This is a genomic window from Crystallibacter degradans (assembly GCF_012952295.1).
Classification (GTDB): Bacteria; Actinomycetota; Actinomycetes; order Actinomycetales; family Micrococcaceae; genus Crystallibacter; species Crystallibacter degradans.
Genome location: NZ_JABBCH010000004.1, coordinates 217,180 through 229,697, shown reverse-complemented (window position 1 = coordinate 229,697; position 12,518 = coordinate 217,180). Strand labels below are relative to the sequence as shown.

At 62.5% G+C, this 12,518-nt stretch carries 18 protein-coding genes and 1 pseudogene; 1 reads left to right on the top strand and 18 read right to left on the bottom strand.

Annotated features, from left to right (window positions below):
* Nucleotides 1–10: 10 nt before the first annotated feature.
* The 17 genes and pseudogenes from HGO92_RS09615 to HGO92_RS09535 form a co-directional block, all read right to left on the bottom strand.
* On the bottom strand, nucleotides 11–580 hold the full coding sequence (locus HGO92_RS09615) for a recombinase family protein (protein WP_169994161.1): 570 nt from the start codon (nucleotides 578–580) through the stop codon (nucleotides 11–13).
* Between the two features lie 206 nt (nucleotides 581–786).
* Nucleotides 787–1,023: a hypothetical protein gene (locus HGO92_RS09610; RefSeq protein WP_169994158.1), complete on the bottom strand. Its 237-nt coding sequence runs from the start codon at nucleotides 1,021–1,023 to the stop codon at nucleotides 787–789.
* 4 nt (nucleotides 1,024–1,027) lie between these two features.
* Entirely contained in the window at nucleotides 1,028–1,696 is a 669-nt protein-coding gene (locus tag HGO92_RS09605; RefSeq protein WP_169994155.1) for a hypothetical protein, read from the bottom strand.
* A 19-nt stretch (nucleotides 1,697–1,715) separates the two neighbouring features.
* On the bottom strand, nucleotides 1,716–2,165 hold the full coding sequence (locus HGO92_RS09600) for a hypothetical protein (RefSeq protein WP_169994152.1): 450 nt from the start codon (nucleotides 2,163–2,165) through the stop codon (nucleotides 1,716–1,718).
* Nucleotides 2,162–2,494, bottom strand: a complete 333-nt coding sequence (locus HGO92_RS09595; protein ID WP_169994149.1) for a hypothetical protein — start codon at nucleotides 2,492–2,494, stop codon at nucleotides 2,162–2,164. Before HGO92_RS09595 ends, HGO92_RS09600 begins: the two co-directional genes overlap by 4 nt.
* Before the next feature lie 218 nt (nucleotides 2,495–2,712).
* Nucleotides 2,713–3,147, bottom strand: coding sequence for a helix-turn-helix domain-containing protein (locus HGO92_RS09590; protein ID WP_169994147.1), 435 nt, complete (start codon nucleotides 3,145–3,147; stop codon nucleotides 2,713–2,715).
* Nucleotides 3,144–3,755: a hypothetical protein gene (locus HGO92_RS09585; protein ID WP_169994144.1), complete on the bottom strand. Its 612-nt coding sequence runs from the start codon at nucleotides 3,753–3,755 to the stop codon at nucleotides 3,144–3,146. Before HGO92_RS09585 ends, HGO92_RS09590 begins: the two co-directional genes overlap by 4 nt.
* A gap of 4 nt (nucleotides 3,756–3,759) precedes the next feature.
* A complete protein-coding gene (locus tag HGO92_RS09580; RefSeq protein WP_169994141.1) occupies nucleotides 3,760–3,945 on the bottom strand; it encodes a hypothetical protein in 186 nt (61 codons plus the stop codon).
* Nucleotides 3,935–4,075: a hypothetical protein gene (locus HGO92_RS09575; protein ID WP_169994138.1), complete on the bottom strand. Its 141-nt coding sequence runs from the start codon at nucleotides 4,073–4,075 to the stop codon at nucleotides 3,935–3,937. Before HGO92_RS09575 ends, HGO92_RS09580 begins: the two co-directional genes overlap by 11 nt.
* A 29-nt stretch (nucleotides 4,076–4,104) precedes the next feature.
* On the bottom strand, nucleotides 4,105–4,377 hold the full coding sequence (locus HGO92_RS09570) for an FDXHR family putative zinc-binding protein (RefSeq protein ID WP_169994135.1): 273 nt from the start codon (nucleotides 4,375–4,377) through the stop codon (nucleotides 4,105–4,107).
* 223 nt (nucleotides 4,378–4,600) lie between these two features.
* The gene (locus HGO92_RS09565; protein WP_169994132.1) at nucleotides 4,601–4,819 is read right to left on the bottom strand and encodes a hypothetical protein; all 219 of its coding nucleotides are present in this window, start codon (nucleotides 4,817–4,819) and stop codon (nucleotides 4,601–4,603) included.
* A 148-nt stretch (nucleotides 4,820–4,967) separates the two neighbouring features.
* Complete coding sequence (locus tag HGO92_RS09560) at nucleotides 4,968–5,579, bottom strand: hypothetical protein (RefSeq protein ID WP_169994129.1); 612 nt, start codon at nucleotides 5,577–5,579, stop codon at nucleotides 4,968–4,970.
* Entirely contained in the window at nucleotides 5,576–6,295 is a 720-nt protein-coding gene (locus tag HGO92_RS09555; RefSeq protein WP_169994126.1) for a hypothetical protein, read from the bottom strand. Before HGO92_RS09555 ends, HGO92_RS09560 begins: the two co-directional genes overlap by 4 nt.
* On the bottom strand, nucleotides 6,296–6,496 hold the full coding sequence (locus tag HGO92_RS09550; protein ID WP_169994123.1) for a hypothetical protein: 201 nt from the start codon (nucleotides 6,494–6,496) through the stop codon (nucleotides 6,296–6,298).
* A gap of 540 nt (nucleotides 6,497–7,036) precedes the next feature.
* Nucleotides 7,037–7,276, bottom strand: coding sequence for a hypothetical protein (locus HGO92_RS09545; protein WP_169994121.1), 240 nt, complete (start codon nucleotides 7,274–7,276; stop codon nucleotides 7,037–7,039).
* A 482-nt stretch (nucleotides 7,277–7,758) separates the two neighbouring features.
* On the bottom strand, nucleotides 7,759–9,186 hold the full coding sequence (locus HGO92_RS09540; RefSeq protein WP_169994118.1) for a recombinase family protein: 1,428 nt from the start codon (nucleotides 9,184–9,186) through the stop codon (nucleotides 7,759–7,761).
* 40 nt (nucleotides 9,187–9,226) lie between these two features.
* Nucleotides 9,227–9,493: pseudogene (locus HGO92_RS09535) on the bottom strand (CpaF family protein); the annotation flags it as partial.
* Between the two features lie 159 nt (nucleotides 9,494–9,652).
* On the opposite strand from HGO92_RS09535, the gene HGO92_RS09530 reads away from it, so the two are divergent.
* Nucleotides 9,653–11,476: an ABC transporter ATP-binding protein gene (locus HGO92_RS09530; RefSeq protein WP_169994115.1), complete on the top strand. Its 1,824-nt coding sequence runs from the start codon at nucleotides 9,653–9,655 to the stop codon at nucleotides 11,474–11,476.
* On the opposite strand, the gene HGO92_RS09525 is transcribed toward HGO92_RS09530, so the two are convergent.
* Nucleotides 11,473–12,516: a glycosyltransferase family protein gene (locus HGO92_RS09525; RefSeq protein WP_169994111.1), complete on the bottom strand. Its 1,044-nt coding sequence runs from the start codon at nucleotides 12,514–12,516 to the stop codon at nucleotides 11,473–11,475. The two genes, HGO92_RS09530 and HGO92_RS09525, sit on opposite strands and share 4 nt — an antisense overlap.
* Nucleotides 12,517–12,518 lie beyond the last annotated feature (2 nt).

Here is a 12,518-nt window from a genome sequence, read left to right as displayed (position 1 = left end):
GTCTACCGGTTCAGACGGCGGCTGCCGTGCTCTCAGACAGGTAGCGGTAGACGGTGGCGCGGGATACTTCCAGCATCTTCGCTATCTCAGGTACCGCTACGCCTTTGCCCTTGAGGTCATGGGCCCGTGCGACTGCGGCGGCGTCAGCCTTGCGGGGGCGCCCGCCGTGGCGGTTGTTCTTGGCTGCCTCAGCGAGCCCGGCGCGGGTGCGCTCTACGATCTGATCCCGTTCGAGCTGTGCAAAGGCGCTCATGATGGTCAGCATGGCCTTACCCATCGGCCCCGTGGTATCGATGCGCTCCGTGAGGGACTCAAAGCCACAGCCCTTGGCTTCGATAGTTTCCACGAGGTCGAGCAGGTTCTTTGTGTTGCGGCCCAGGCGGTCAAACTTCCAGATCACTACAACGTCATCACTGCGGAGGTGGTCAAGCATCTTGTCCAGCTCGGGGCGGCTGGCTTTGGTGCCGCTCACGCCGTTGTCTGTGTAGATGCGGTCACAGCCGGCTTTGTTCAGTGCGTCGAGCTGCAGCGCGGCGTCCTGGTCTGTGGTGCTGACTCGTGCGTAGCCGATGCGTGCCATGATCTGTTCCCCATTCTCATAATGCCGTTGTGCTGATGGATATGACACTAACAGTATTGAGACGGCATTACAAGACAAGTGGAGATGTGAGTCTCTGCGGATGCTGCCAGCTGGCATCGTCGGCGCGGGCTGTCGCAAAGAACCAACGTTTTCGAGACAGCAGAAAGGGCACCTGCCCTAAGACAAGTGCCCTGCTGCTGGTCCCGCTATTCGGCGTCGGGTTCCGGCTTCCGTGCCTCAGCCATGGCCACGGCGTGTAGCGCAGTCACGGCGCCCGCCAGGAATGCCCGGCCCTGCCTGCTGGCCTGAATCTCCTTGGCATCGATCTGCTCAATGATCTGCTCCAGGCTCGTGGCTGTCGTTGCCCAGTTGTAGGCGCCCGGCCGCTCGAAAATACGGGCGGCCAGTTCCCATCCATCCGGTTCGTTCGTTGGTTGGCTCATGGTCCTATGCTCCTACGAAAGACAGGCCGGCGTCACGGGCGGCATAGACGGACTTGGGCAAGCGGTCGCCGTCATGGATGCTGCGGCCAAATCCCGGGAACGACGTGCCAAGTCCGATGTTCAGTTCGTAATAGTCGGCGGGTACCTTCGCCGTGGCAATGTAGTAGCGGATGACGGCGGCCCGGACTTCATGCTGGTCTGCTTGATCCCACTTCGCCACAGCTGCGGGGATCTGGGTTAGCCCTTGGTCTGCGGCCCATGATTCGGTGGCCCGGCCGGGCTCGTAGTCGCAACCGTCGATGTCCTTTAGCTGGGCCAGCAGCGCGTCTACCTTGGCGTCGTGGGCTTCAGCGGCCTTACGGGCTGCAGCGGCCTGCTTGTCCTCTTCGCGGGCCTCGGCTTCGAGGGCTTCCCGCTGTGCGGTGTGCAGCTTGCGGCGGGCCTCTTCTGCTGCTTGGTCGTAGGCGCGGGCCTTGCGTTCCTGTGACTGGACTTGCAGGGTGATGCGTTCGGCGGCGGACTCGTCGGCCAGGATCGCTGCGCCGGCTTCGGAGTCGATGCGTGACGCTTCGGCGCGTGCTGCTGCCGCCTTGGCTTCCCAGTCGGTTACAACTGCTGCCGCCTTGGTGACTGCGGTCTGTGCTGATTCAATGCTCTTGCTGAATAGTGCCATGTTGATTGCTCCTCTGCTTCTACTTCTTGCCGCGGGTGTAAACGCGGGTCAGGATGTCGGCTTGGCGTGCAACGGATTCGAGCCGTTCTGATTCGTAGTGGTACTTCTTGGCTGCCGCTTCGTAGGCTTCATCTGCCATGGCCCTGGCTTCGGCCTCAGCGACGTAAAAGCCGGTATCCGGGTTGGCCTTCAGAATGGCCGTGCGCAGTCCTTCTATGGCGGTTTCTTCGGTCTGCTTGGCTGCCCAAAGCGCGATGCTCTCGGTGCCATCCTTGCGCAGCGGCAGTGCACCTTCTACAACGCGGGGCGCCGGCTCCCGGCCAAAGACACGGGCGATGGCGTTACGCTCTGCCATTTCCACGGCGTCGGGTTCACCACTGACTGCCTTCTTGATGGCTTCGTTGGCCGCCTTCTCGGTCTTGCTGGGCCTGCCCTCCAGGGCGGCGATGATGTCTTCGTTAGTTGTCACTTCTGCGTGTCCTTCCAGATGACCGGCACTGCCAGCCGCTTGAAAAAGTGGTTTGTGATGGCTAGGGCCATGCCCTCGGCCCTTGCGTTCAGCTTGCGGAACGTGCGCTTGGGTATCCACCATGGGCGGGGGTGGCCTTGCGTGAAGCTGTCGAGCATCAGCCGCGTGTAGCTCTTCATGTCAAAGCGGACTAGCAGCAGTTCACAGTTCAGGCAGACGTAGTAGGTCCGGCCGTTGTCGCCGATAATCGCTGTGTCGCTGGCTGTGCCGTCGTCCGGGCACATTGCGCATGGATCGCCGATGGCTTCGGATACCAGGCCGCCTGTCACGAGTGGGCCTAGCAGCGGGTGCATCCGCTCCCGTATTGCTTCCAGCTTGTTCAACTCGTGCCCTTCGATTCTGTTTGTGTGGCGCCGGCCCCTGATTTCCACTTCAGAGGCCGGCGCCGTTACCCGGCTGGGGTTTTCTTCAGGAGGAGAACACCCTTCCAAGACCTAGTTTCACAGTGCGCCCGGTTCTCGTCCTTCCGCGTTTCCGCGGTGCGGTATCAGGCTGCCTGTTTGGCTAACAGGTAGTCCTCCACACTTTCCCGTGACACGAGCCAGCAGCCGCGGTACTGCTTCGAGCCTTCAAGGTCGCCGGCTGTGAGCAGCTGCCTTACCCGCCTGTCACTGCAGCGCAACAGTTCGGCGGCGTCAGCAACTGACAGGCTGCTCTCAGACGGTCCAGAATCGGGCATGACGGGTTCCTGCTGCTCGGGCCTGTTTGCGGCGTTCCCTGTCTTCTCCCGCTGGTCGTGGTCCCATGCTGCGGCGGCGGCGCGGATGGCGTCATAGGTGGCCAGCGCTTCCGCCCTGGCTTCAGCCGTCAGAGTGCCCATCATTGCCTCTGCTTTGGCATTCTGCAGGATTCTGGAGATAACCCATGCCCCGCGGCCCGGCGTGATGAAATAGCCGGGCGTCGGCCTCGTGCGGTAGCTCATGCCATCACCGGCCCCTGTGAGAGCTTCATGAATTCGTCTCGGGCAATCTGGTCCTTGATCGCGTGCTGCTCCGGGGTGAGGTTCAGGCGGGCGTAGATACTCCGGATGACTCCAGCAACAAGCATTGCCTGTCCTTCAGCTATCTGTATCTGCCGCTCGGCAATACCGGCCTTGAGTGCCCGCGTGGAATAGTCGGCCAGCTGGTCCTCAGCTTCCCTCAGGAGCGTCCACCACACAGAGGGGCTGGCCTTCTCCGTGTGGAGGTCTACCGGCCCCTCGGGTCCAGTGCCTGCCCTGTGCTCGGTGCGGCCCCATGCCAGGTCATCCGCTGGCAAGTCCCGGACCTGAGCCCTCAGCCATTGCACTTCCCCGTACTTCCACGAGATGAGCCGTAGCAGCGCCTGCGCGGGGTCTATGTCCTCAGGTTCTCCCAGTGCCGACAGTTCCCGCCGTGCTGCCTCCAGTTCCCGGTTACGCTCTGCCGCCGCTATCACCTGTCCGGCGCCGCCGCCATGGATCTTGCAGACGGTCCCGCCGATGATCGCCGCCCGCTTGCATCGCTCCCCTGACTGCTTCGCTTTGCTGGTGCATCGCCTTGAGTCGTCCATGAGGTCATCGCCTGCCGCTCTGGTCCATGAGTTCCCCGCGCTTGCCGTCGAGTATCTGAATGGTTGCGAGTCCTCGGGAGACTAGGCGGCGTGCCATGGTTTCGGGTGTGTCGGGCTTGCTTGCGGCTTCTAGCGGTTCGATGTCGGGGCGGTGCCGGCTCTTGGGGTTGTTGGTCCATTTACGCGGCATGGTTGGACTCCTGGCGTGCGGGGTGGTTGGGGCATTCTGCCTGGTGTGAGTATTCGGTGTAGCTCGTGGCGTGGCCGCTGGTGCGGACGGGTACGCATAGCTCGCATTTGCTGGGGGCGGTGTAGGTCATCGGTTGTCCTTCTGTGTGCTGGGAGAGTGTCACTTGATCCATCCCCTTGCTCGTTTTTGTTCGTCGGTCATCCGTTCCCCAAAGTGCCAATAGCCGCGGTCGTCTTGCCAGAATGGCTTGGTGCCGTCTGTGGCTACTTCGGCGGCGGGGTTCAGGCAGCGGCGGGTGTTCTCGCTGTGCGATCCGACGCGGTGCGATTCAAAGGCTGCGAGGCCGCTGAAGGTTTCACAGCATTCGCCGCAGTGGCCGTGTTGTGTGCCGCCTGGGAACGTTTTCCCGCATTTGGGGTGGTGCGGGTTCATCGTTTGACCGTCCCTAGCTGTTTGGTGTCGAGTTTTGCGGGCCTTGCAGCGTCGGAATGGGTGGAAGTGCCACTGATGGTTTTTTCGTGCTTCTGTGCCCGTTTTTTCCAGTGGGCGTGCTGTGATGCGTGGTAGCGGAGGTCTTCGCGTAGGCGGGCTATCACTTCGTCTGTGCTGAGGGGAACTGATACGGGCTTGGATCCTGCCCCGTAGCTGTGCTTGTTCATGAGCAGGGTTCCAGTCCTTCTGGTTCGTATTCGGCTCTGAGGGTGGATAGCTGGGCTTCTGCGAGTAGTGCCCTGCCTTGCCAGTGGCGGGCGGTTGCCTGTTCCGCGGTGGCTTTGGCCCGGTAGTGTTCGGCCATCAATTCGAGTTCGGTTCTGCTGAACTTGGTGTCTGCGATGGTTTGGCCGGGGTTCCATGTTTTGGGTTCGGTGCTCATGGCTGGTGCTCCAGGGTGCGGTTTTGGGCGATGGGGCAGTGGTCCTGGTGCCAGCGCAGTATTTCCGTGTCGTCGGGGGCTGGCATGTACTGGGAGTCACAGCGCCGGCATGGTGGCAGCGCGTTCTTGAATATGTGCGTTGGCTTGTTCACTCGGTGGGCTCCGGTTCTTCGAGAATGCTGCTGGTGTCGATGGCGAGGGCTTGCATTGCCCGTTTTGTGCCTGTGGCCACGGGTGCTTGACGGTTGCGCTCTTCCGCTTCAAACTGTCGGGCGAGCTCTAGCCCCACCATGGCCCGTTTGGTTCCTGTGGCCATGGGTACGCCTTCGATCGCTGCGTACTTCTGAATGAGTGCGGCGCCGGCTTCAAGCTTTCGTTCCGCTGCCGTTGGGTAGCGGGTGGCTGCCCGTGCTGCGAGCTGGCGGCCTTGCTCTATGCGTCGGTCCGATGACGTCGTGAATTGATGCTTTGGCATGTTGTGCTCGAATCCGGCCATGGCGTGATAGCCGGCGAGCATCCGCTCGGTGGCCTTGTTCGGTATCGGCCCTGTGAGCCAGTGCGGCCCGTCCATGAAGATGATTGCGGGGGTCCGCTTCTCCTGGTCGTTGGCCACGGCGATGGCTGCCGCGCATAACTCAGGGAACTCGTGGTCGTCCCTGTGCTTGTACAGCAGTGTCATCAGAGACTTGATTTCCCATGCAGGCCGGATTTCGTGCAGCAGGTGGGCTAGCAGCACGGCTTGAGACTCTGTGACGCTCATGATGCCTCCCGCATGTTCTTCTCGTATTCCGCTTGCAGTTCAACAAGTCGGATGGCCTGCCGTGCCCGGTTCTCTTCGAGGGTCAGTTCTTCGGGATCATCAATAGGAATTTCTTCATCAAGCAAAGGCGCTTCGTCTGGATCCGCGGCAGGTGAGTCAACAGACTTGCTTGCTTGTGTTCCTATTTGTTGTTCCTCTAGTTGTTCCTTGTGTTGTTCCTGAGTGTTGTTCCTTGGGGTACACCTAGCTGTCTCAGGTTCAGGACCGTAGCTGTCCCACGTTGGGACCGTAGGTGTCTCAGGTGGTGGGACACTGACTGTCTCAGGTGGTGGGACAGTAGGTGTCTCACGTCTAGGCGCTCTTTCGACCTTGGACCAACTGATTTCCTTACCCTTACCTGCGGGCTTGAACGTGTGGTCAGGATCCAGGGTTACCGCGTACTCGGCGCGCACTCCGGGGCGGGCCTGTCCGCTCGAAACTAGAGCGCCGGCCTTGCATAGTGCGCTCAGGACTCGAACGGCGGTACGCCTTGCAGTCTCGGGCTTGTCTTCCGTTGTCTGCCCTACAGCCTTGGCCAGTGATTCCCAGCCGCCCCAGTACACGGGCGGCGTGTCTCCATCCATGCTGACGTTGGCCATATACGCGAGGCCACGGGCGTTGCGGTGGTCCAGGTGGTTCCAGTGCTCAAATACCTTGGCGACGTTGCTAGCTCCCATTCAGCCGCCCTCTGCTTCCATCTCCCGCCATAGCGCGTGGAGCTCATCGTTGTAGATCACGCCGTCATCGTCGGCCAGCTTGAGCACGTACAGGGCTGCCATCTTCACGCCGTCGTCTAGCGTGTTGTCCGCCATTATGTTGCGGGCGATTGCACGTTTCCGCCTGTACCTCGAGCGGTGATTGTTACTCGGCTTGGCCATGCTCCATCACCTCGGCTCCTGCTGCGACGGGCACGAGCTGGCACAGAATGATGGTTGCCAGATTCCCTGCCGCGGTGGCCCTGTCTACGGCCCGCTGAGCGCCTGGCAGGTTCCAATAAGCGTGGCGGCGGGTGCGGCCCTCCGGTGTCGTCACTACGGCTACAAACGTGCCGCTGACAGCTATTACCGCTTCCGCGTGCCTGTCCGATGCATGAGCTATACTCAAAGAGTTGATTTGCTCTGGGATTACCGCCTTGGCCTTATGGTCTGGGCGGTTTTCTTTTGTCTGGATCACGCTGCCTCACCGCTCCTGAGTAGCCCGGCTACGCGGTGAACCTGTGCCGGCGTGAGGGGTGGCCATCCGTCTACGATCTTCCGGACGTGCTCGGCCAGCGTCGTATCTGTCTTGGGAGTGCTCGCGTTACTATTCAACTGAACCTCCGGCTAGCTCTGTGCTGGTTGGTTGTTCGCTCGGACGGGTAGCGGAGAAGTTTGGCGACTGGATCCGCTGCCCGTCTTTATTTGTGTCTGGTCTGTGTCTCATGCAGCCTGCCCTGCTTCTACTGGCGCGGCCTGGATGAGTCCCGCCAGGTAATCGCGCTGGGCCCTGGTGAGCGGCGGAGAGTCGTTGACTAGCCGGCCGATCTGCTCGGCCATCTTCGCCGCCGCATAGTCCCGCTTCAGCTCTCCCAGCTCTTCCGGTGTCACTCCACTGTCGCGGCGGTGAGCTCTCGCAAGCCGCGCTCGGAATTGGCGGATATCGCTTGTCCGTTCAGCCATCGTTGCCACAATCCTTTCGTTCTGTCTTTCCGGGGGTTATCTCTAACGACAGACACAAACGTATCGGCGTCGGCTCGCATTTAGAACGGGTGGATAACGTTGTCCACAGGCTCATCGCGGGAACACACAGGCTACGGAAAGTAATGCACAGGCCCTTTGTTGTGGTCTTTGTCACACAATGGCCTGCAATAGGCGCGGCTACGTCGTTTTTAGCCCGTTTAGGGGCGTTTTACGCGGCTTCAGGGTGCACCGAGGGGGCCACTTATCATCAATTTCTCTATCCACAGGCCAGAGGTATGAAAACGGTGCAGAACGGGCAATGGGGACGACTGCTGGATGGCGTGAAGAGGTCCTGAGCCTGTCTCAAATACGGTGGTTCAGTGAGGCAGCGCGACAGCTCTACCGTTCCGCTTGATGGCGTGGGCGGTTCTGTCTCATAAACGGTCGCATTATCGGAACTGCCAAACGGCGGGATTATGCGACTAGGGGCGCTTGCGCGGCTCTACCTTCACCTGGTCAGGGGCGAACTTCACGCCGGTCCCGCTCGGCAGGATCGTAACCGTTGCCAGCTCGCGGATGATTTCGCGTTTCCTGTTCACGCTGGCGGCCTGCCATGCCTCAGCGGCGCCGGCTCCGGTCATGCCGTCAAGAACGCTGCTCGGCTGTAGCTTGGCTACGTTCGCCTCGGCAGTGGCCAGCTGTGCCCCTAGCCGCTCATTGATGCGTGCGAACTGGCGGCCCGTCATGGCGCCGTCTGCGAACTCATCCGCCGCCGTGTCCATCCGGGCTAGCACCGCGTCACGCGCTCCCGTGGCGGCCCTCAGTGCGTCGGGAGTCTCTGACACATGTTCCATTACGTCGCTACGGGAAAGGATCTCTACGATGACGGCCTCTACCATGGCGTCTACCGGCTCCATCATCCGGGTCACCTTCGTGCAGCCTGGGCAGACATAGGCGGGCTTGCGTGCGGCCCTGCCGTCCCTTGCCTTCTGAATGTTCGGCCGCATGCGTGTCGGCTCGCTGCATCGGCCACAGAGGGCGATACCTGATAGCAGGTACTTGGGTTCGATCCCGCGGGAGTGGCGGCGGCCGGGTGCGGTGAGCACGGCTAGCGCCTGGTCGTAGGTGTCTTGGCTGATGATGGGATCCCAGTCGCCCTTACCGATGATCTGCCCTTGGTAGGTGCGGTGTCCGGCGTAGCGCGGCTTGCGAAGCATGTTCCCTACAACGTTGCCCTGAAACGGGTTCCCGCGACTTGTCCTGAATCCGCGTTCGTTCAGGTGCTTGGCAAGGTAGCGGAGGGTGTCGCCGGCAATGGCCATGGCGTAGAGCTCCCGGATTGCTTGGGCCTCTGCGGGTTCGAGTACGTCACGGGTTCCGGCGTCTCTGCCCTGCTCATCGGTGACACGTTCACGCCGGTAACCGAATGGCACCATGCCATGGGATTTCCCGCCTTGCGCGTTCTCCTGAAACTTGCGCTTGAGGCGGCGTGAAAGCTGCTCTACCTCATGGCGGGCCACTGAGCCCTTGATACGCGCTGTGAGGCGGCCCTGTGGTGTTGCTAGGTCCACTTCCCCGCCGATGGATGCTAGGGCCAGGTGGTGACAGTCTGCCAGGTCAATGAACCGTTCGAGCTCGGCCGGCGTGCGGGTGAGTCGGTCAACATCCCAGACTATTACCGCGTCAACCGCGCCCGTCTCGATAGCGTGCAGCAGCCGCTCATAGGCTGGCCTCTTCTTTACCCGCGTGGCCGACACGTCGTTATCGGTGAATACCTCACCTAGAGCCCATCCGCGGCGTGCTGCCTCTGCCGTACAGTCGTCTATCTGGCGGGCAACACCTAACGCTGTCCCTACGTCATCGCGGGATATGCGGGCATAGATACCACAGGACTGCACTGTTTGAGCCATCTGCCCAGTCTATCCCGTGCAACCCTTATCGAGACTTGACGGGAGAATTGATCCAGATTTCCTCAACCGTGGGATCATCCAGCAACGGCTGCAGTGCGCCGAACCCCGCGACTGCATCGAAGACATACTTCCTGGCAAAGTCGAGGTGCCCCAGCGGCGGCAGCGTCCCCAACAGGGACCGCTCGTCATAATCATTGACCGCGGCCTCCACCAGTTGGCGCACTTCCCCGCCCTGGTGTGCCGGGTCGATGCCCCTGCGGCGGATGAGCTCGCGCACCTCATCTTCGACAATGCGGATAGCGTCCATCCGTATCCCCCTGGCGCACAGCGCCGTCCTGACGCCGGAACTTTTTGAGACTGGATCCGCCGTCGGTGTACGTTTTCTCTCCCGAGAGTAGGTGAAACGTTTGCAGCAAGCTAGGTCTGTGACGCGGCTTGTGGATAAACAACTAGTCTTAGTGCCAGTATGAATAGCATTCTGAAGGTCCTCGGGCCGCTGTTGAAAACGCTGCCCGAGGGCAGCCGCCGATTCCTGTCCGGCTACGCCGTTGCTTCCGCAGCCCTGGCGCTGCTGGACATCGTGGCCCTGGGGCTGGTGGCCGCACTGCTCCCGGGACTGGTCAGCGGGCAGCCGATGGTGTGGCCGGTTCTGGGCGACATCACGGAAAAAGGCCTGGTCCTGCCGCTGCTGGTCTTCATCTGCCTGCTGATTGTCCTCAAGGGCATTCTCGCGGTGCTGCTGCTGCGTTTCGCCACCAAGCGGTTCGCCCGCCACGAAGTCGCCATCGGAGACCGCCTCTTCGCGGCCTACCTTGCCTCGCCCTGGGAGAAACGCCTGGGCCGCAACTCCGCTGAAATCGTCCGCTCCGTTGATGTGGGCGTGGGCATCACGGTCTCGGGCGTGCTGATGCCGGCCATGACGCTCTTCGGCGAGTTGGGCACGATGGTGGCTGTCGTCGTCGTACTTTTTATTGCCCAGCCGCTGATCGCTATTGTCACCATGTTGTATCTGGGACTGGTGGCGCTGCTGCTGGCCAAGGTGATTTCGCCCCGGGCGGTGGCGATCGGACGCCAGAACCGCGAGTGGTCCAACCGGACGGCCAAAACCCTCTACGAGGCACTGGGCGCGCTGAAAGAAATCACCCTCGCGGACCGCGGACCGGAGGTGCAGGAGCAGGTCCACGGCACCCGGACCAAGTCGGCCATGGCCCGGGCCGGCGCCATCCAGATTTCGCAGATTCCCCGCTATGTTTTGGAGACCGCCCTGGTGGTCGGCTTCGCCCTGGTCGGCGGTGTTGGCCTGCTTGTCGGCGGTCCCGCCGGAGCCGTGAGCGCCATCGGGCTGTTCGCCATCGCCGGATTCCGGTTGATCCCTTCGCTGACCCGGATGCAGGCCGTGCAGTCCTCGGTCAACACCAGCGCATCCTTTGCCCGCCAGGTCATCGAGGACATCCGCGAGGGTGACGAGGAAATGGCGCGCCAGAGCAAGGAACGGCCGCAGCACGACCTCGCCGATGCACCGGCGGATATTGTGCTCAACGATGTCTCCTTCAGCTATCCGGGTGCCCAGGCTCCTGCGCTGGACCGGATCAGCATCCGGATTCCCGCCGGCAGCCATGTGGCCTTTGTGGGGTCTTCCGGTGCCGGAAAATCAACCATGGTGGATATTCTGCTCGGGCTGCTGGAGCCAACCGCGGGCCACATCGAAGTGGGCGGCGAGCGGCTCGAATTCGTGCTGACTTCCTGGCGCAAGCGGATCGGTTATGTGCCCCAGGAAGTCTCCCTCTTCGACGCCTCCGTTGCCCAGAACGTGGCTCTGGCCTGGGACGAATCCAAGGTTGACCGGGAACGGGTCGAAACCGCGCTGCGCCGGGCGCAGTTGCTGGACACCTTGCTGGCCCGCGACGGCGGCATCGATGCGGTAGTCGGCGAGCGCGGCATGGCCCTTTCCGGCGGCCAGCGGCAGCGGCTGGGCATCGCCAGGGCACTCTACGACAACCCGCAGGTACTCGTCATGGATGAGGCCACTTCTGCGCTGGATACGGCCACAGAGGCCGCGGTGACCAAGGCGATCAACGAACTCCACGGCAACGTCACGGTCATCACCGTGGCCCATCGCTTGGCCACCATCCGGCACGCCGACATCGTTTTCTTCATGCGCGACGGCGAGGTGGCCGCCTACGGGGCCTTTGACGACGTCGTTGCCCGGGTCCCGGATTTCGCCGAGCAGGCGGCGCTGGCCGGCCTCACACCGCAGGAACTGGCGGCCGACGAACGTTTGGAGACCTAACGGCCGGCCATAACTTCGCGGTATACCCCGGCGAGTTGCCGCACGGCTTGGTGGGGTGAGTGGTTCGTGGTGATCCAGCCCCGGCCGTCCAACGCGGTGGAGACGGCCGGCGGATCTGCGAGCGCGGTCAGCACGTGGGCGATGAGGCCATCGACGGTATCGGCCTGCAGCACGGGTGACGGTCCGGGGTAATAGCCGGCGCCGAGTTGCATCACCACGGGGACGCCGATGGCCACGGCCTGCAGCTCGCTCATGGCCAGGATTCCGGCGCTCTGGCCGACCACAGCGTGCGCCCCGGCCAGCCAGCGCAGGTAGTCCGGTTTGGCCATTTTCGGTGCCAGCTGTACGCCCAAAGCAGCAGCTCTGCCTGCCTCGGTGCCCCAGTCCAGTCCCATGACTTCCGTTCCGGGTACGACGGCGGCGAGCAGTGTGCGCGCGAGTTCCAGTTGCGCCTGGCCTCCTTTCGAGCCGTCCCAGCGGGATGCGAAAACCACGCGCGGCCGGCCGGCCGGGACCCAATCCGGAAGTTCCTCCATGTCCACCGGGTTCGGCAGGTACCGTGCGCCGGGATGCGCCGCCTGGGCGTGCTCGGCCAGATCGGGAGTGGAGTACAGGACCGCCGCGGCATGGTCCGCGCCCCACTGGATCGCCGGCCTGCGGGCCGCCTCGTAATACTGTGTCCGGATGTCGGTGCCATGGAAGTGCAACACAAAGGGCTTGTACGGGCGGGACCGCACCACTCCTACGCGGGAGCCGGAGTGGACGTGGAGCAGATCGGCCTTCAGAATCCCCGCCGCCCGGCCAGTCTGCCAGGAAAGACCGGCCAGCAATCGCCGGGCTCTTCCTGCGGCGCTAGCTGGGGTGTCCGTATCCGCAGGCGGCGTGCGGTTGAACTGCCGCCAGGGATACCCGTCCATCCTGCCGTACTTGACCAAGGTGCGGCCGACATCGGCGGCATCGTAGAGATGCAGGACCTTCGGGCCTGCTTCCGGATCTGCTCCGGACCCGGTTGCGCGGGGAGCTGTCCTTGAACCCGGCACGT